The sequence below is a fragment of the Phycisphaerae bacterium genome (assembly GCA_024102815.1).
In the GTDB taxonomy this organism is placed as follows: Bacteria; Planctomycetota; Phycisphaerae; order UBA1845; family UBA1845; genus JAGFJJ01.
Genome location: JAGFJJ010000007.1, coordinates 78153 through 96607 on the forward strand (window position 1 = coordinate 78153; position 18455 = coordinate 96607).

The 18455-nt window shown below is 63.9% G+C and carries 20 protein-coding genes; 15 read left to right on the forward strand and 5 right to left on the reverse strand.

The genetic code is table 11. From position 1 onward, the window contains the following. The first annotated feature begins 172 nt into the window (after positions 1 to 172). The 13 genes from J5J06_02505 to J5J06_02565 all read left to right on the forward strand — a co-directional run bounded on the left by J5J06_02505 (position 173) and on the right by J5J06_02565 (position 10378). Positions 173 to 343, forward strand: a complete 171-nt coding sequence (locus tag J5J06_02505; protein MCO6435940.1) for a hypothetical protein — start codon at positions 173 to 175, stop codon at positions 341 to 343. A 200-nt stretch (positions 344 to 543) separates the two neighbouring features. Then, positions 544 to 1545, forward strand: a complete 1002-nt coding sequence (locus J5J06_02510; GenBank protein MCO6435941.1) for a hypothetical protein — start codon at positions 544 to 546, stop codon at positions 1543 to 1545. Positions 1546 to 1718: 173 nt separating this feature from the next. Next, positions 1719 to 3083 (forward strand): diguanylate cyclase, encoded by a 1365-nt coding sequence (locus J5J06_02515; GenBank protein ID MCO6435942.1) that lies wholly within the window; start codon positions 1719 to 1721, stop codon positions 3081 to 3083. A 224-nt stretch (positions 3084 to 3307) separates the two neighbouring features. Continuing rightward, positions 3308 to 3718: a hypothetical protein gene (locus J5J06_02520; GenBank protein MCO6435943.1), complete on the forward strand. Its 411-nt coding sequence runs from the start codon at positions 3308 to 3310 to the stop codon at positions 3716 to 3718. A 22-nt stretch (positions 3719 to 3740) separates the two neighbouring features. Continuing rightward, positions 3741 to 4802, forward strand: a complete 1062-nt coding sequence (locus tag J5J06_02525; protein ID MCO6435944.1) for a protein kinase — start codon at positions 3741 to 3743, stop codon at positions 4800 to 4802. A gap of 72 nt (positions 4803 to 4874) precedes the next feature. Continuing rightward, positions 4875 to 5216 (forward strand): hypothetical protein, encoded by a 342-nt coding sequence (locus J5J06_02530; protein MCO6435945.1) that lies wholly within the window; start codon positions 4875 to 4877, stop codon positions 5214 to 5216. After that, the gene (locus J5J06_02535; GenBank protein ID MCO6435946.1) at positions 5206 to 6675 is read left to right on the forward strand and encodes a hypothetical protein; all 1470 of its coding nucleotides are present in this window, start codon (positions 5206 to 5208) and stop codon (positions 6673 to 6675) included. The genes J5J06_02530 and J5J06_02535 overlap by 11 nt, the downstream gene beginning before the upstream one ends. An 86-nt stretch (positions 6676 to 6761) precedes the next feature. Further along, positions 6762 to 7421, forward strand: coding sequence for a hypothetical protein (locus J5J06_02540; GenBank protein MCO6435947.1), 660 nt, complete (start codon positions 6762 to 6764; stop codon positions 7419 to 7421). 121 nt (positions 7422 to 7542) lie between these two features. Further along, positions 7543 to 7749, forward strand: a complete 207-nt coding sequence (locus J5J06_02545; protein MCO6435948.1) for a PspC domain-containing protein — start codon at positions 7543 to 7545, stop codon at positions 7747 to 7749. Positions 7750 to 7768: 19 nt separating this feature from the next. Further along, complete coding sequence (locus J5J06_02550) at positions 7769 to 8377, forward strand: hypothetical protein (GenBank protein MCO6435949.1); 609 nt, start codon at positions 7769 to 7771, stop codon at positions 8375 to 8377. Between the two features lie 107 nt (positions 8378 to 8484). Next, on the forward strand, positions 8485 to 9669 hold the full coding sequence (locus J5J06_02555; GenBank protein MCO6435950.1) for a DNA topoisomerase IV subunit A: 1185 nt from the start codon (positions 8485 to 8487) through the stop codon (positions 9667 to 9669). A 66-nt stretch (positions 9670 to 9735) separates the two neighbouring features. Continuing rightward, positions 9736 to 10044 (forward strand): nucleotidyltransferase family protein, encoded by a 309-nt coding sequence (locus J5J06_02560; protein MCO6435951.1) that lies wholly within the window; start codon positions 9736 to 9738, stop codon positions 10042 to 10044. Then, a complete protein-coding gene (locus J5J06_02565; protein MCO6435952.1) occupies positions 10031 to 10378 on the forward strand; it encodes a DUF86 domain-containing protein in 348 nt (115 codons plus the stop codon). The genes J5J06_02560 and J5J06_02565 overlap by 14 nt, the downstream gene beginning before the upstream one ends. Here J5J06_02565 and J5J06_02570 read toward each other — a convergent pair. From J5J06_02570 to lnt, 5 genes are all read right to left on the reverse strand, one after another. Further along, the gene (locus J5J06_02570) at positions 10356 to 11714 is read right to left on the reverse strand and encodes a rod shape-determining protein RodA (protein MCO6435953.1); all 1359 of its coding nucleotides are present in this window, start codon (positions 11712 to 11714) and stop codon (positions 10356 to 10358) included. The genes J5J06_02565 and J5J06_02570 overlap by 23 nt on opposite strands. Continuing rightward, positions 11711 to 13912 carry a hypothetical protein gene (locus tag J5J06_02575; protein MCO6435954.1) on the reverse strand — a complete coding sequence of 734 codons (2202 nt, stop codon included), beginning with the start codon at positions 13910 to 13912 and terminating at the stop codon, positions 11711 to 11713. Before J5J06_02575 ends, J5J06_02570 begins: the two co-directional genes overlap by 4 nt. Beyond that, positions 13905 to 14447, reverse strand: coding sequence for a rod shape-determining protein MreD (gene mreD / locus J5J06_02580; GenBank protein MCO6435955.1), 543 nt, complete (start codon positions 14445 to 14447; stop codon positions 13905 to 13907). The genes J5J06_02575 and mreD overlap by 8 nt, the downstream gene beginning before the upstream one ends. Positions 14448 to 14514: 67 nt before the next feature. Further along, positions 14515 to 15579, reverse strand: a complete 1065-nt coding sequence (locus J5J06_02585) for a HEAT repeat domain-containing protein (GenBank protein ID MCO6435956.1) — start codon at positions 15577 to 15579, stop codon at positions 14515 to 14517. Next, entirely contained in the window at positions 15576 to 17399 is a 1824-nt protein-coding gene (gene lnt / locus J5J06_02590) for an apolipoprotein N-acyltransferase (GenBank protein ID MCO6435957.1), read from the reverse strand. Before lnt ends, J5J06_02585 begins: the two co-directional genes overlap by 4 nt. A gap of 384 nt (positions 17400 to 17783) precedes the next feature. Between lnt and thiS the strand changes: the two genes are divergently transcribed. Continuing rightward, positions 17784 to 17984 carry a sulfur carrier protein ThiS gene (gene thiS / locus J5J06_02595; protein ID MCO6435958.1) on the forward strand — a complete coding sequence of 67 codons (201 nt, stop codon included), beginning with the start codon at positions 17784 to 17786 and terminating at the stop codon, positions 17982 to 17984. Between the two features lie 4 nt (positions 17985 to 17988). Beyond that, the coding region (locus J5J06_02600; protein ID MCO6435959.1) for a thiazole synthase at positions 17989 to 18455 on the forward strand (467 nt) is incomplete at its 3' end.

Consider the following 18455-nt stretch of genomic DNA (forward strand, 5'->3'; position numbering starts at 1 on the left):
CTGCATTTGGGCGGCACCCCGTCGTCCGATAATCCTCCGAGCCGGTACCGCTTCAACCCATGCCCGCCCGCCTTTTGGTCGATAGACCAACGTCTATCGGCTGTGCCGATGCGGCGGGATGGCGAAAATGGGCGATCGCGGCTGGACAACCCTGGTTTGGGGATTGTGTTGCGTGAGCGGAGCGCTGCTGTTCCTGCGCATTGCCGCCGACGCAATCAGCCTGTCCCAGTTCCGCCTGCGAGCGCTCGATTGGCGACTGCAAACGGCGCAACGACAGCGCCTCGAGCGGGAGGAGGCCGCGCGGCGCGATGCCGAGAACGAAGCATCCCAGGAGGCGGCCTGACCGCCGCAGGGACCAGGCGCGGATTGTTATCGGACAAATCAGCCGTTAGATTACGCAGCAGCGCGGCACGAAGGGGAATCCCGAAGTGTTCGCGGTCTCGGGGTCGATGATGACCCTGGAATAACGCGGTTCCGATGCGCCGGGATCGCTGCAGCCGACCCTCGGACCCCCGACCGGCGGTCCCACGACGGGGAACGATAATGTCACCCGATCGCTTCTCTCAGCTTCGCTGGCTTTACAACATCGTCTGCATCGCGGCACTGATCGCCGCAGGCGCGGTCCTGATCCTGGGCATCACCGGCACGGAGGTATCCCCTCGCGGTTGGCTGGCCGTCGCCGGCGGCGCGTGGCTGTTCTTCGTGCTCATCGCCATGGTCATCACGCCCCTGCTGCTCAAGATCGAGGTCACCCTCGCTCGTCAGCTCGACGAGGTCCGCGAGCTCCAGGAACGCTCCGCGGCCCAATTGGAGAAACTCGACCTGATCTCCGAAACCGCCAGGCTCTCCGACGCCGCACGCTCCTTCGTTTTCCGCACAAAGGAACTGGAGCAGGTGCGGGAGGCGGTCCGAGCCGACATCGCCGCACAGCAATGGGACTCGGCTTCCGTGCTGATTGACGAGGTGGAGCGGCGCTTCGGGAACAAGCACGAGGCTGACCTCATGCGCAGCGAACTCGAAGCCACCCGCAGCCACGCGTTCGAGGAGCGCCTCAGCGAAGCGGTGAAACTGATCGAGGAACACTTCGGCGGGCATGCGTGGGAACGGGCCAAGGCCGAAATCGATCGACTCGCCCACGTCGTGCCGGGAAACGCCAAGGTCCGAGCGCTGTACGATCGCCTCACGGCCATGCGCGAGCAGCACAAGCTCGAACTCAAACGGGAATGGGACGAGGCTGTTCGGCGGAGCGACACGGACCATGCCATTGATGTTCTTCGAGCGCTGGACCAATACATGACGCCGGAGGAGGCGCAGCAACTTCAGGACGCCGCACGACACGTCTTCAAAGAAAAACTGTTACAGCTCGGTGTACAGTTCCGCTTTGCAGTCAATGAGCGCCGCTGGCAGGACGCCCTGACCATCGGGCTGGAGCTGATCCGGGATTTCCCCAACGCCCGGATGGCCAGCGAGGTACGGGAGGCCATGGACACCCTCCGCGAGCGCGCCCGCGCGGCGGCCGTCGAAACGGAAGCCGCCCGCCGTTGAGTCAATTGCCTTGTAGCCTCGCTTTAACTTCTTTCCCAAGCTTCAGTTAAGCTCGCAAAGTTCCGATAGCTCAAGGGCATCCTGGAGGGGATTGCCCTCGGCAGGTCACCGCGTACCGGCAACCCGGCCCGTTGCCACCGCCCGCCGGGATGGAATGCGGACTGGGCTTGAGCATGGCGCAACTCTCCGCGGAAAAACCTGACCCTGCAACGCAAGGCAGCCCAAGCTCGCTCCGCCGAAGCGTCGGGAGCCTCCAGTTCAAGGCCACGACCCTCGTCGTCGTCGTCACGCTGACCATCACTTGGCTGGCTTGCGCCTACCTCCTCCGGGGGAGCATGCTCATCCTGCGTCACCATCAGGAGGAACACCTCGTCGCCGTAACCTCCCTTCTGGCACGGGCGTCACAGCCGCTGGTGGAAAGAACGGACGGCCCGGGACTCGAGAGGCTCGCCGAGTACGGACTCCGCCGCGCCGCACTGGCCTATGTGGGGTTTGTCGATCAGCACGGGCGGGTCCTTGCCGAGGCCGTGGATCGCTCCGTTTGGCCGGGACCGATCCGTCGCGACGGGCCGCCAAGCGGTGTCATGGGCGAACCCGTAGCGCATCCGGCCCACGAAGCCTACCCGGCAGTGATCGAAATCGCCCGGCCGATCGGCATCGCCGAGTCCAGCCAGGATTGGACCGACGAACTTCAGCACGCCGGCGCCTACGTCATCGCGGCGATTCCCGCCCAGCGCTGGTGGCCGATGCTGTCTCAGAAGCTCGATACGCTGATCGGAGTCGGATTACTGGGCGCCGTCGCGGCCATTCCTCTCGGGTTCTTGGTCGTGCGCCGCATCATCGCGCCGATGGAACGCCTCGGCGAAGCCATGCGCCGTTTCTCCCTCGGGGAACTCAACGTGCGCAGCGGCGTGCAGCGCGGGGACGAAATCGGCGCCTTGGCGAACTCCTTCGACCGCATGGCGGACCAGCACGAGCAGACCATGCGGCACCTGGTAGCGCTGAATGAAGAGCTGGAGCACCGTGTTGAGGAGCGCACGGAACAACTGCGTGAACTCGCCAGCCGTGACTCCCTGACCGGGCTGTATAATCGCCGCCATCTCAACGAACTCCTCGATCGCTCCTTCCGGGAGGCGCTGCGTTACGAACACGACCTCTCGTGCATCATGCTCGACCTCGACGGGTTCAAGGAGGTCAACGACCTGCACGGCCACCTCGTCGGAGATGAAGTACTAATTCTCTTGGCGGATGTCATTCGCGAGCAGATGCGGGCGTCGGACATCCCCGCGCGGTTCGGTGGTGACGAATTCGTCATCCTGCTGCCCCAGACGGACGCCAAGAGCGCCCGCGTGCTGGGCGAGCGTATCGTCCGCCGATTCGAACAGGCCTTGGGCGAGCGCGACGACCACGTCGTGGCCGGAGTCAGCGTCGGGGTGGCGAGCCTGCACGGCAGGCGCCTGGAGAAGGCCGAGGACCTCGTCCGCGCCGCCGACAGCAAGCTCTACGACGCCAAGGCCCGCCTGAAGCACACGGCCTGAAAACCCCGTCAGTCTCCCGACACCCCGGCCCCGCTGCCCCTCCCAGACTCCCTTTTGAGGAAAAACCGCCCTTCCCGGTTGTGGATAATCGTCTCGCAGCGTCGAATTAGAGAGAGGCGGGCGGATTGGAATCGCCCGGCGCGGCCCGGTTGGATAGAGTGTGAAGAGGGAAGTGCCCTTTCCGCTTCGGGCAGCGTCCCGGCGGAAGACAGGGGGACGGATCCATGTTGACGGCCATCGGACAATACGTGGGCGGTCGAGTCGTAACCGGCGTGATCACGCTGGCGGTGATCGGCGGAGGCATCTGGTTCTGGCGCCATCCCGAACATCTCCAGTCCATCTGGCTGACGATCAAGTACGTTCTGGCGTGGATGGGCTTTGTCCTGGTGCTTCCCTGGGCAACGTTTTTCGTGACGTGGTGGGTCGTTTCGAAGGAATCGAACCTGGCCGCGGGGCTGATGCTCGCGGGCTATTCGCTCGCGGATGTCATCGTCGCCTGGTACGTTCGCGAAAGCGGATTCAGCGGTGTCAACGCACTCACCTGGGTGGTGCTCTTGCTTGGATTCCTTTCCGCAGCGGTTTATAATTTCAAGGTTTGCGAATTCCTCGCCACGCAGGCGGAAGAGGGGTACTGAGCAGGCTCGCGGAGGGCGGATCATGGCCACGGTGCGAGAGGGTGATCGAATCAGCAATTATCTGCTGGAAGCGCGCGTCGGCACCGGCAGCTTCGGGGACGTCTGGCGCGCCCGGCATCACGTGTTTCCGGAAACGGTCGCCATCAAGATCCCGACCGATCCACAATACGTGCGCAACCTCCAGCGGGAAGGCGTCGCGGTCCACGGCCTGCGACATCCCAACATCGTCCGGGCCATCGATGTCGACCCCTATGCCGATCCGGCTTACCTCGTGATGGAGTATGTCGACGGGCCCACGCTTCGGGCGGCGATCGACCATTATCGCGTGAAGTTCCCGATCAGCGCGGCCGAGGTCATTCTCCGCGGCCTGCTCAATGCACTGACGGCCGCACACGGCGCCGGCCTGCTGCACCGCGACATCAAGCCCGCCAACATCCTCCTGCACCATCCGCTGGAAGATCTGGCAACGATCAACGTGGCAGCCGTGAAAGTGACCGACTTCGGCCTGGGACAGGCGGGCGGAATGACCCGGCAGACGATCATGCAGAGCGGCAGCCTGGACTCCGAAGAGGGCCAGCGGATTTCGGGAACTCTGGCGTACATGTCGCCCGAACAGCGCGAGGGCAAGAACATCGACGGCCGGAGCGACTTGTACAGTTGCGGAATCGTGCTCTTCGAGATGCTGACGGGCGAGCGTCCCCAGGGAAACGAATCGCCGAGCGCGCTGCGGCCCGGGATTCCGCCGCACCTGGATAACGTCTTTCAGAGGGCGTACACGCGCCTCGACCGGCGATTCCAATCGGCGGAAGAGATGCTCAAGGCCCTGTCGCCGGCGGTAACACCGCCTCCGCCGCCCTCGATCGGACATGCGAAAGCGGCGACCGCGCCACCGATTCCGGCGCCCATGCAGGCGCGCTGCCCGGCTTGCGCCGGCGAGGTACACCGCGACGACCAGTTCTGCATCCACTGCGGGCATCAGTTGGCGGCCTCCGTACCGCGCTGTCCGTCCTGCGCGGCGTTTGTTCATTCGCGCGATCGCTTCTGCATTTTCTGCGGCGCCAATCTGCAGGTTCTGCAAGGCTGACGTGGCCGGCGACGAAGCACTGAAGCGGGTGTCCGAGGTCTGCGATAGAACGATTGGAGAGGAGAACAGGCCATGCCACTGGAACCACTAGCCCTGATGCTGCTGGTGGTGCTGGGTTGCGCCGCCTTCTTCTTCTGCGTGATTTATGCGACTATCCAGGTGATGATGGCGATGATCAACGGTGTGGCGAGGCTGTTTCGCCCGCGCTCGAAGCGCGCGACTCGGCGACCATACGTCAACCCTTTGTCGCTTCGCTATTGTCCCCGGCCGGAATGCCGCCGCGTGGAGGATCGCCCGGCTCGGTTCTGCAGCGTGTGCGGGGCGAAGCTGGAGGCACCCGGAGTCATTCCGATTCGAAATGACGGGACCCGGTCGACGAATACCCGGGACCGAATGAACGAATATGACCATTGACGCAGGAAAGGCACTGCAACTCGAGGCCGATTTCCTTGCCGGGGTCGAGGCGAATCTCGACGCCGCCAAGGGACGCCAGCTTCGCGGCTCGATCTGGGAACGCTCGCAGAACGACGAAGGCGACCGTCTGCGGGCGCTCATGGCCGAGCACCGCAACTACGACCGAGAACGACTGCGGTCGCTGCCGAGCAATCGCCGTGTGGCATTGCACGGGTTCGAGCGGCGCTTCCTGTTCGGCAAGCGGCGCACCGGTGTGGCGATCGCGTCGGTCCTCTCGCCGCTGAGTCACTACGCGTCGGGAGCCTCCGGCGAGGCCCCGCCGATCTCGCTCGGCGAATTGCAGGACCATGTGCGCCGGCTGGTGACCAATCCGCGCGTTCCGCACATCATCGGCGTGTGCAGTCCGACGGGCTTCACTGACGAGGCCCGGCACGCAAGGATCGAAGCGCCGAATCTGACGGTGGTGCTTGTCGAGCCGGATGATCGCGGCGGATGGCAGACCAGCGGTCCAGGAGGGGCCGTCGACTCTCGCCTGCTCCGCATGTTCGACCCGGAAAGCGCCCGCCAGAAGGTCGCCCGAGTGCGGAGCGTCATCGGGGAGCGGCACGCCGACCTGATCACCGGCGGCGTGTCGGTCGAAACGCTGGCGCGGGACGCCGGACTTGCCGAAAACGTGGTGCGGGAGGCGTGTGAGCAGGCGGTACGGGACGATCCGGAGCTGCGCTTGTCCAATGTTGAGGGCCAATGGCTGCTGTTTCGTGGAGCCTCGAGTCGGCAGGAGAACAGGACGATGAATGTCATCGATCGTATCCGGCAGTTGTTCTCCGGAGAGGGCGACGAAAACGCCAAGGTCAACCTCCTCGCCGAGCGACGCGCTTCCCTCAGCCAGCGCCGCGATCGCATGTACGAGGCCATCGTCCAGTTGGAGAAGAAAGAGGCCCAACTGCTCGCCGACGGAAAATCGACACCCTCGGCCGTGACTCGCCGCCGGATCGCCGCCCAGTTGGCACAGCTCCGCAAGGACATTGCCCGGCAGAACGCCGCCGCGGCCATGCTCAACCAGCAGATCAATATCATCAGCACGGACATTCACAACCTGACCTTGATTCAGCAGGGACGGGCGGCCAAGCTACCGGATACGGAGGAGCTGACCGAGCACGCCGTGGCCGCGGAGGAGATGCTCGAGACCCTTCGCGCGGACTCGGAGATGGTCGGCGGCCTGGAAACCGGGATGGAGGCGTCACTGGTCAGCGCCGAAGAGTTGGAGATTCTCAAGGAGCTGGAAGGCACGCCGCCGGTCGAGGAGACCGAACCCGAGCAAAAGACCCCCGCGCGGCAAGCCCCGACCAGGGAAGAGGTCGCGTCGATCGAAGCGGAATTCGAGTCGCCGCCCGCTGCGGAGGAAGAACCGCCGGCGCAGCCGAAAAAGTCGCGCCCGGCCGATCCGGAACCGTCGTAATTCGAGCACGTGTGGATCGTCTCGGCGTTTGAATCGCGCCTTTCGGAATCAGTGTCAATCGCGCGTCACCAGGGAAACCGTCACGCATGGCTGGATGGCTGAGCAGCATCATCGGACCGAAAGGCGTGACGGGAAGCTCGCTGTTGCAGTGGCTGACGCAGCGGAAGAAGCCGCTGTCACGCATGACCCGCTCGGAACTGCGCCGCCAGGAGCTGATGCTCGAGAAGGATCGCGCCCTGCTGCTCAAGAAGATCACCCGGCTCGCGGATGACAAGCAGAAGTTGTTCGAGCGCGGCTCGAAGGAGAAAACGCCGGAAGTCCGGCGGATGCTGGCCCAGGAGTTCGAGCTGCGAACCACCGAACAGCTCATGATCGCCCGGCAGCTCAACATCCGCACCAAGGAGTTGATGACCGTCGCCCGCCTGCGCATGCTGCGGGAGAACGCCGAGCGCACCGGCCGCGTGGGGGCGATGGGCCTTATCAGCCAGGGAGACATCCTCCGCCTCGGCAAGCTCATCGAATCGGACGCGGTGCGGACCGAAGTCTACCAGGAGCGACTCGATGAAATCCTCTCCGTCGGAGCCGGCGTGGACGAAGGCGCCGCGGGCCTGAGCGAGGCGGGCGAAGGCGTCATGAAGGTCTGGGAGCGGATGGACCAGGGAACGATCACGGACTCGGCCGAGGCGTTTGAAGAGGCCGACCGGACCGTTCGCGAACGCCAGCAGGCCTCACCGGAAGCAACGTAGGTCGGGCAATAGGCAATAGGCAATAGGCAATAGGCAATAGGCAATAGGAGAGGATAGCCCGTTTCACCGGCAGCGCAAGTTGCGTTTGTGAGGGTTTTGTGGGTGAGTTTCAGCGTAGATCATGACAGGAAACTACCGACCATTGCGGCGAAGCGTGCACAGCCGGGTAGTCGCCGGCGTCTGCGGCGGGCTGGGCGAATACCTGGGAATCGACCCGGTGGTCGTGAGGATTCTCTACGTGATCCTGTCCCTTGCATCCGCCGCATTTCCAGGGGCGCTGATCTACATCCTGCTCTGGATCCTGATCCCGGAGCGGGAGTATTACTGATCCCTTCGAGGTGGTAACCATGGCCCTGTTCAAATCCGCGGAAGAACGTCGCATCGAGCGGGATATCAAGATTCGCCAGGGCATCCGGCGGATCGAAAAAGCCATTCGCGAGCAGGGCAAGTTCCAGGAGGAGTTCATCCGCAACGCGCAGAACGCCCGCAAGATCGGCGACACCGCCCAATACGCCTTCATCCGTAATTCACTCCGCAAGACGGCCACCATCCGAAAGATGCTCGAAAGGCAGTTGCTCGCGGTGAAGAATGCCCTGCTCATCAAGCGCCAGGCGGAGGCCTCGGCCGACTTCGCCGGAGCGATGGGCATGATGGCCTCGGAGATCGGCAAGCTCTTCGGCGAAACCGACCTCATCAAAACCCAGGGCGACTGGGAGAAAGCCATGGCCCAGTCGCAAAGCATGGAAGAACGCATGAACATGTTCCTCGACTCGATCGAGGACATCGCCGCTCAGGATGTGGAAATGTCCGCCGCCGGAGAGGCCGTCACCGATGACGAAATCGACCGCCTTATTGAGGCGGAGGCCGAGGCCGAGCATCAGAAAGAGCTGGACAAGCTCGCCGGGCTCCGCGCTGAACTTGACTCCCTCAAGCGCGAAGGCGAAAAGCAGAAGTAGCGGCAATAGGCAACAGGAATCAGGAAGGCGCTGTTCGTGAGGCATGGCCAAGCAGGTCGGGTGAAGCCGACGAGCACCGCCATGCCCAAGGGTGCGAAGGGAATTGCATGGCCAAGAAGAAATCCACGCGAAACAAGACGACCGCCGCCGAGAAGTCATCGCCGGGACCCAAGGCAAAGGGCAGTGGCAAGACCTCGCGCGGCGGCGCGGCCGTGAAGTCACGCATGGAAGATCTCGCCCGATCGGTCGTCGCCACGGCCGAGCGCCAGCAGGACCCTTCCATCTCTATCCCCTCGCGAACGCTCTCTAACATCGCCTTCAACCAGAAAACCCGCCACATCGAAATGGGCGAAGGCCGGCAGAGCCGCAACTTCTTCAACTACGGCCAGGCCAAACGCTTCATGCAGACGATGCTCGTGGCCAGCAAGTGCAAGGAACTCATCGACCTGGGCAAGACAGCCAGCATCCGCCAGATCTACTACCTCGCCAAGCACACCATCAAGGGCACCAACGAAAAGACCTTTGACGACCAGTCCGAGTCCGACCCCATCATCGAAGACCTCGAAGTCGCCATCGACGCCCTGCGTGAAGAGCTGCACGTCTTCGCCAGCAACCGCGGCAACCTCGCCGGCCCGATCACCCTGGTCGATGCGGGCAATACGCTCGACTGTTCAGCAATGGGCAGCGCCGGCTACGCCGTGCCCAGCATCGTCGAGGCCGACGTGATCCAATTCAAGAAGTGCTCCGCCAAGTTCGTGCTGCACGTCGAAAAAGACACCGTCTGGCGCCGCTTCCACGAAGATCGCTTCTGGGAGCAGCACAACTGCATCGTCTCCCACGGCGGCGGTCAGCCCGCCCGCGGCATGCGCCGCCTGCTCCAGCGCTTTCACCAGGAACTCAAGCTCCCCGTCTTCGTGCTGCTCGACAACGACCCCTGGGGGTACTACATCTATTCCGTCATCAAGCACGGCTCGATCAACCTGGCCTACGAGTCGCGGCGCATGGCCATCCCCGACGCCAAGTTCATCGGCGTCTCCAGCTTCGACTACGACCGCTGCGACATGCGCGACGACGTGAAAATCGAACTCGACGCCACGGACATCAAGCGGGCCAAGCAGATCGCCGCCTATCCCTGGTTCGCCGACAACCGCCCCTGGCAGAAGGAAATCAAAAAGATGCTTTCCAACGGCTTCAAGATGGAAGTCGAAGCCATGATCTCCAAGGACCTCAGCTACCTCACCGAGGAATACGTCCCCATGAAGCTGAAGGACCGCAAGCAGTGGCTGGATTGATCAAGGTCGGACGCTTACGATAGGTTGGTCTCCGGGCTGCATGAAAGCTGTCGTAAAGAGCACAGGATGATTCGTCGCTACCACAATATCGATATTCCCCAGCAGGATATTGCAGAACTATGCCAAAGGTGGCACATCCGACGTCTGTCGCTCTTCGGCTCCGTTCTTCGCGATGACTTCCGGGCCGAAAGTGACATCGACATTCTGGTCGAATTCGAGTCGGGAGCACGAATCGGATTGGACTTCTTCGCCATTGAACGCGAACTCTCGCAAATCATCGGTCGGAAGATCGACCTGCACACGCCGGGATTTCTCAGCCGGCACTTTCGCGACCAGGTAATGGTCGAGGCAGAAGTCGTTTATGAGGCAACCTGACGACCTCCGCCGCCTTCGCGATATGCTCGACCACGCCCGCGAAGCCGTGGAGATGTCCGCTGATGCAAGCCGGGAGGACCTGGACTCCGATCGCAAGCTGTGCCTTGCGCTGATCAGGCTGGTCGAAATAATCGGAGAGGCTGCCGCTCGTGTTTCGCAGGACACGCGCGATGCACGTCCTGACGTCCGCTGGAGCGACATCATTGGTATGCGCAATCGAATGATCCATGCCTACGACGACGTTGATTTGGACATCCTCTGGGATGTCGCCGATTTACATCTTCCGCCGTTGATTATGCAGATCGAATCGATCATCGCCGAGCTATCGGATTGAGCATTCCCATTTCCCGCATTTCTTCGATGTTTCGGTCGCGGCCTCTTTGCTCCTCTTCCGCCGCCGCCGCGATCTTCTCCGTAAGTTTCACCCGGTCCACCGTTGCCTGCTCGAAGTCGAAGGGCTTGTCCGCCAGGATGAAAGGCCGGTGCTGCGCGACCGAAACCAGCATCGCCAGGCACAACATGCTCGACAGCAAGCTCGAACCTCCGTAAGAAACGAAGGGCAGCGTCAGCCCCGTGATGGGCATCAGCCCCACGCACATCCCCACGTTGATGAGTACCTGCAATCCGATCAGCGTCACGCTTCCCACCGCCAGCAGCCGCCCCACCGGCTCGTCCGTTGCCGACGCGATGCGCATCCCCGCCAGCAGGATCACCGCGTAGCATGCCAGCACGATGACACCGCCCACGATCCCCCACTGGTGGGCGATGATCGCGAATACGAAGTCGTTGTGCCGATCGGGGAGCAAATCCTGTTGTACGTACAACCCCTCTCCCCAGCCCTGACCCAGCACGCCCCCGCTGCCCACCGCATTCTTGGAGTGCACCAGTTGATAGCCCGAACTGGCCGCCCACTCGATCGCCTGCCGCCGCGATGCCAGATACCGATACCGCTCCGGCTCCTCCGCCACCGCACTTCGCAACGCATCCGATTGCAGCAGCACAGACGTCACCCGCAGCCGCTGGTAATCGTGCAACCGCCCCCACGCCAGGGGAATCGCCACCAGCCCCAGTCCGATCAGAATCGCCAGGTGACGAAGCCTCGCTCCCGCGGCAAAAAGCATGGCAAACAAAACCGGCAGCAGCAGCAGCACCGTGCCCAGGTCCGGCTGAACCAGAATCAGCCCCAATGGCACGATGGCGATCAGGAAGGGAACGAGCAAGCCCTGGAATCGACGGTAATTCCTGCGAAACCGAAGATACCACGCCAGCGTGAGAATGAACGCCACCTTGAAGAGTTCCGACGGCTGAAGCTGGTACCCCGGCAGATGAATCCAGCGATAGGCACCGTTGCGCGGCGCGGTCAGCCCGCCGAAGCTCGCATGAAGGAACTTCGCCGCGGCCAGCGGTAGCAGCGCCGCCACCGTAATGCCGAAAATCAGCCACGCGTGCGACGCAATTCGCTGATACCCCACCCGCAGCACCACACCCGCCGCAATCAACCCGGCCAGCACGTACAGAACCTGCCGCGCGGCATTACGCGGGCCGTCGTTCGCCGCGATGTAATGCGTGTCGGTAACATAAATGCTGGCCAGCCCGATGAGCACCAGCACCCCCACGGCCCCCGCCATCGCCCATCCCGGCGGTGTCAGATCGGTGGCACGACTGCTCACCGCGAACCCCTTTCCACGGCAACGCCGCCGGCGCGAAGATCCCGACCGAGCACATCGAGCAACGTGCTCGAAACCTCCATGGCCAGGGGCCCCGTCGTGCGCCCCCCGCTGCCGCCGAACTCCACCAGCAGCGCAAACGCCACCCGCGGCGTCTGCGAAAAGTCCGCCCCCCCTGTCACCGACTTCCGCTGCAGATACCCCCCGAACCACGCGTGCGAATGTCGCTCGCTGTCCGGCGGCGGCTCTTCCGGCCAGCGCGAGGCAATCTCGATCTCGTCCTCAATAGGCGTCGCCCCGGGATAGTCGAACTTGAATCGTTCGATTGCGTAGTCACGCGCCCCCGCCGGCACGATCGCCTCCCCCGGCATCCCGTCCGCATCAACGTACGGCACGCGATACGCCGTCGGCCAGGGATACGCCGTGGCGCTTCCTGTTTTGCCGCACAGCACGTAGTCAGGATCCAGGAAGTGTGCGTAGCGATACGCTGTGCCGGCCGGCTCGTTGACCACGCCGTAGATACCCTTGCGCACCGCCAGCCATTGCTCGCTGCTTACCGGCAGGCGCCAGCGCGGCTTCGCCTCGCCGCCGCGCAAGATGGTCACCGGTTGATAGTATCCGTCGGCGTACGTAGCCATCAGATTCGCCACCTGCACCGGCGTCAGCGCCAGCTCGCCCTGCCCGATGGCGAAGTTGCGGGCGTGCCCGGCGGTCACCGGCGTACCCTTCTCGTTGACCAGCCAACTCGGCCAGGGATTGATTCCCTCGTTGTCCTCTCCAAGCTCGATTCCACTGTGTCTGCCGATTCCCACCATGTCGTACACGCCGGTCAGATACTGCACCCCCAACTCCCCGCCCACCGTGTACATGAAGATGTTGCAACTGCCCATCAGCGCCTCGGTGACATTGACCGGACCATGGGCCATGCGCACGCCCTCGCCGTGAATCTCCCAGCAGCGCCAGCGATCGCGGTGCTCGGGAAACAGATACCCGCGGCAGTCGACCCGCGTCTCCGTGGTAATCTTCCCGCTCATCAGCCCCGCGAGGCACGTAAGCGGCTTGATCGTCGAACCCGGCGGATAGCGACTGGCGATCGCCCGGAACCACAACGGCAAATGCACCGTATCGTCGCGCAGTTGTGAGTAATCCTCGTTGAAGTGCGCGGGATCATACGACGGATACGAAACCAGCGCCAGCACCTCCCGCGAGGCCACGTCCAGCACCACGATCGCCCCCCCGGCCGAGTATGGCTCACCCTCCACCGTCTCGCCCAGCAGGTCGTACAGGCGATGTTGAAGCTCCGCGTTGATGGTGATCGTGACGTTCCCGCCGTGCTGCGCCTCGATGATGTCCTCCACGAGGTTGCCCGACCGATCCCGCGCCTCGCGCCCCCGCCGCCCGCGAAGCTGCGACTCCGCCGCGGCTTCCACGCCGGTGATGCCGATGTCCTCGTCCGCCAGATAACGGACAAAGGGGTCGTCGGGATTCGGATCGTGAGCCACCGCCTCTGCATCCACCCGACCGGTGCGACCCAACACGTGGGCCATGGCCGCCGCGTACGGGTGATACGCCCGCCGCGATGCGGGCTCGATGTGCAGCCAGGGATATTCGGACAAGCGCTCGCGGGCGACGATCTGCCCGGACCCGTCCAGCGCGGGAATGATCGCGTGCGGCTGGCGCTCCTCGGCCACGGGACTGTCAAAGCCTCGCCGCTCCGCCACCGCCTCCCGGATGCGCTGGATGCGCTCGTGAATCTCCCGGGCATGATCGCGGAGCTGCTCCGGCGTGAGCGGCGCCTTCTCCGTGGAAAACGTCCCCGCCAGCTCGACCCACATCGTCGCCAGGGCGTCATGCATCGCCGTGCGAAACGACTCGGGATCGGCCGCCTCAGGGAAATGAGACTTCCATCGGCGGCGGAGGCGGTTCAATGATTCCGAATCATCGTCGGCGTCGAACGCGATTGCGTCGTAGTCGAGGCACAGGTCCCAACACGGCTCGTCGCTGACCAGCACCAGCCCCGTGCGATCCAGAATCGATCCGCGAACAAATGGTAACGCATGCGGTTTGAGCAGCAGGCTCCTCTCGGCGCGCTCGCGATAGTACGACCCCTGCACCACCTGAAGCTGAACCAGCCGCGTGAGAATGGCCGCCATCGCCAGCCCGAACATCACGAGGATAGCCCGCAGTCGGCGATCAAACATCGGCGGACTCCAGCTTCTCCAGCCCCGCCCACGTGTAACGCCGCCTCGCGACGCCGAACACGTCACGCATCCGCCAGAGCACGGCCAGCATGGGGATCGACCACAGCGCCGTGTACACCGCCGACCAGAACCCATCGACCGCCAGCACCCGCCAAGCCGGATCGAACCAGCCGTACAGCGCCGCGCGGTAGATCAACCAGATTCCCCGCACCAGGAAACCCGCCCCCAGCACGACCACCGCCTGCACCGCCAGGCTCTCGCGAAACAGCCCCTCGCGCACCACCAGAACCGCGCCGGCGGCCAGCGCGTAGCTTGTTGCCATCAGCCCCATCCGTTCAATGGTCATCAGGTCCGCGAGAATCCCAACGATCCACGCTGCGACCAGCGCATCGCCCGGCACCGCATGCAGTGCGAAATAAACCACGAGGATCAGCAGCGCATCCGGCCAGGCTCCCCCAAGCTCCAGGCGCGGTGCAAACGCCACCTGCCCCGTCATGGTGATGAGCAACGCTAATATGAAGGGAAACCAGCGCATGAGCCGTCGCCTGCGTACCGCGCCGTTCGCGGAACATGAAAACTCGAATGGCCCGATACCCCGGAAGTCAGCCGCGCTCGCCCGCTGAACGTGTCGCCCCCGTATTCCCGGCAAACAATCCCGGATCGCGGTTCACGATCCGCAGCATCGCCAGCGCCGCCCCGACACGCACCCGCGCATCGTCCGACTCCTCCAGCAGCCGATCCAGAAGCGGCAGCGCATCCGCCCGACCGATGGTCCCCAGGACCTTGCACGCCAGAAGCCGCATGCGCAGCATCTGACCCGCCGCCGGATCGTTCGGATCGCCGGAAGTCGCCCGCGGCGCACGAGCCGTCTCCATCGCCAGCTCGTACCCGTCCTGGATGCCGAACCGCGCCAGACCATTCGCCGCCGCGAGCCGCGTCTCAACGTGGTCGGCCGCGCCCAGCTTGTACCGGAACGTGTCGATAAACGCCGGATCGCCCGCGCGGTCCAGCGCCTGAAGAGCGAACACCTCGTCCGCGCCCACTCCGGCGTTCGTCATGAACACCAGCTCCTGCCGCGCGTCCACGTTTCCCAACCGGGCCATCGCCTCCAGCGCCTGCTGGCGAACACCCGGATCGCGATCGGCCATCGCCCGTGCCAGAATCGGCACCGAACCCGGCTCGCCCAGCATGCCCAGCAGCATCGTTGCATTGCGCCGCACAAGCGGGTCCTTGTCTTGCAGCAGCATCGTGCCGAGCTGCGCCGTAGGCCGCTTATCGCCAAGACGATGCAACGCGAAGATCGCGGCCGCGCGAACGCTGTCCTCCGAGTCGTCCAGCAGGCGGGCGACACGACTCCGCGCGGCCTCATCACGAAGCTCCCCGACAGCCACCGCGCCCGCGAAACGCACGCCCGGGTGCGGATCGGCCAGCGCCGTTCGAATCCACGGCAGGCTCTCCGGATCATCGGACCAGCGCAGCGATTCAACCGCCGCCACGCGGACCGCCGGATTGGACCCGTCCCCCACCGCCTGGCGAAGATACTCCAGCGCCCGATGCTTCAGCCCTGCGCGATCGATACGCATCCCGGCCGTGGGACGCCCCGGAGCGGCGCATCCCGCGCCGATGACCAGACCGGCCAGCGCCACTGAAACAACGCATCCCCTCATGCATGATCCTCCGCGGCTTCCGCCCGCGCCGCACGCACACGGACCACCCAGTAGTCCAGGAAGATCACCACCCAGACGATCACGCAGATCACCGCAAACCAGTCTCCGTAGCGCGAATAGATCGAATAGCGCGAATCGACCATCAGCGTCGCCACGGAGAAGCCCGCATTGGGCCGCACCATCGTCGCCGATGCGCTCGGCACCAGCCCGTATTGCCTCCCGGTGGGCTGAATGAACCCGCTGATGCCCGTGTTCACCGCCCGGGCAATGCCCACCCGATTCTCCACCGCGCGAAACGTGCAGATCGCCAGGTGCTGCGGCTGCTGCACGCCGAGCGTGAACCATCCGTCGTTGCTCATGTTCAGCAGGAAATCGGCCTGTTTCGTCGGCTTGCCCCCGGAGACGAACCGCCGACTCACATAGGGCATCACGTCCTCGTAGCAGATGGGAATGCCGAAATGCAGCGTGCGCCCCGGCTCGGACCGCGGCTTCATCGCGAACGTGCGGAACGCCTTCCCCGGGAACATCGAGTATTCACCCGTGCCGTCCGGACCGCTCCAGGGCATGAACGAATTCAGCCACAAATACAGAAACCGCAATCGACCGAACCGGAACGGAACGAACTCCCCGAAAGGCACGAGGTGAACCTTATCGTATCGATCCGGCTCGCTTCCATCCGGCTTGAACACCATCGCCGAGTTGTATATCCGCTGATCCGTCACAAGATCGTTGGGCGTCCGCATGAGCGACGCCGCCCCCGTCACGATGTACGCGCCCAGCCGCGAGGCACGATCCTGAAACGCCTGGAAGCACTGCCGGAAAAAGCGGTTGAAATCCCGCACTTCCGGATTCAGGTACATGTACCAGGGCGACTCCGGCAGCAGAAACAGGTCGGGCTTCTGTTCCGCGGCCCGATCCAGAAGATCGAGATAAAGCCGCATCTTTTCCGTGTCCGGGACATCCTCGTTCGGATCGAGATAAACCCGATTCACATAGTCGCCCTGAAGCACCGCGACCTTCGGCCCCGGCGTCAGCGTGCCCCGATGGAGCTGCACCTGCCCGTAGACAAACGTCGCCACGAGCACGACCCCCACCGCGATCCCCGCCATTCGCAACCGCGGCCGCGCGCGAACCACCTCACCAAAGCGCAGGCCCGGTGCCCCCCAACGCGCGATCAACACATCCGCCACCAGCGCATTCACCGCCGCCACCACGAAGCTGACGCCGTAGGCGCCGAACACATCGCTGATCTGAATCAGGCTGAGCACCTTCGCCTGGCTGTGGCTCAGAAAAAACCAGGGGAACCCGGACATCACCACCGCCCGGGCATACTCCCCTCCCACCCAGACGAACGGAAATGCCGTCGTCAACGGCCAGCGCCGACGCCGAACCACCGAACGCACCGCCACCGCCATCAGCGGAAAATACAGCGCGAGGTACAGGCACAGCGCCACATAACCGTAACCGGTCGTGGGATGTAGCCAGCGCAGATTGATCAGAAAGAACGCCGCGCCGAGCACATAACTGTATAGATAAACCCACGGAGCGCGATCCGCGCATCCCACCAGCAACAGCCACGGCACAAGGCACACATAAGCCAGCGGCCAGAGCCCGATCGGAGCGAAGATCAGACTCTTCAGCACGATCGTCGCCGCGACCAGCAGGAGCATCGTGCGATGCCGCCACAGCGATGGAACCCCGGGAACGCGGGTCGGCTCGGGATCAGCCGCCATGGCCTTCGTCGACGCGCGCACGCCGCGCACCGACCCGTGGCGGCGCTTGCTTCGCTTGCGGTGCTCATCCTGAACGGTCGTGGTCAAAGATTGCGTTCTCCGGAGGCCTCGCGGACCTCACCCCGCATCCGCCCGTCTTGCCTTGTTATCACGGCAGCGGCAGGAATTGTCGAGCACGCCCGATCGAATTGTACGGCCGAACGCCCAACCCTATAATCCTTGACGGAATTCGCCGGTGTGTCAGCCGAGCGGCGCCCTGTTACGCGCGAGCCGCGGGCTTCAGTTCGCGTGGAGGTGCACTGACAAGGGGCCGCGATTTGCCCGGAATGCCTCGTGCTCGTGTGCCACTGCTCTGGAGCGGTGCTTGATGAATGGTCGTCGCAGGGTCCGCCGTGCGGGCCGTCTTCGGAACAACCCGTAAAGCGGGATCTGGCGCACCAGGCCCAAACGCGAAATTCACCCGACCCAGCCATGAACGTCACCCTCAACGGCCATTCCCATTCGCTCGACGAACCCCTGACCGTCGCCGATCTGCTCCGGCAACTCGATCTGGAGCCCGTCCGCGTGGCCGTCGAGGTCAATGAGGATCTGGTCCCCCGCAAGCGCTTCGGCGAAGCGCCCATCCGCGACGGCGACCGGATCGAAATCGTCACTCTTGTCGGAGGCGGCTGATACCATGTCCACCGATCGCTACCGCGTCGGATCGTTCACCTTCTCGTCCCGCTTGTTCGTCGGAACCGGAAAATACGCCAATTTCGACCTCATGCGCGCCGCCATCGACGCCGCCCGCTGCGAAGTCGTCACCGTGGCCGTCCGCCGTGATGTCCTCAGCCCCGAAGGCGCCAAGAAGCAGGACAGCATCCTCGATCACCTCGACCTCAAGCGCATCACCATCCTGCCCAACACCGCTGGGTGCTTCAACGCCAAAGACGCCATTCGCTCCGCCCGCCTCAGCCGAGAACTGCTCGAAGGCCTCGACAACCCCGGCGCCAAGTGGGTCAAAATCGAAGTGCTCGCCGACAAGAAAACCCTTCTGCCCGATCCCGTCGGCACGCTCGAAGCCACCGTCGAACTCGTCAAGGACGGCTTCGAAGTCCTCGCCTACACCAATGACGACCCCATCATGGCCCGTCGGCTCAAGGA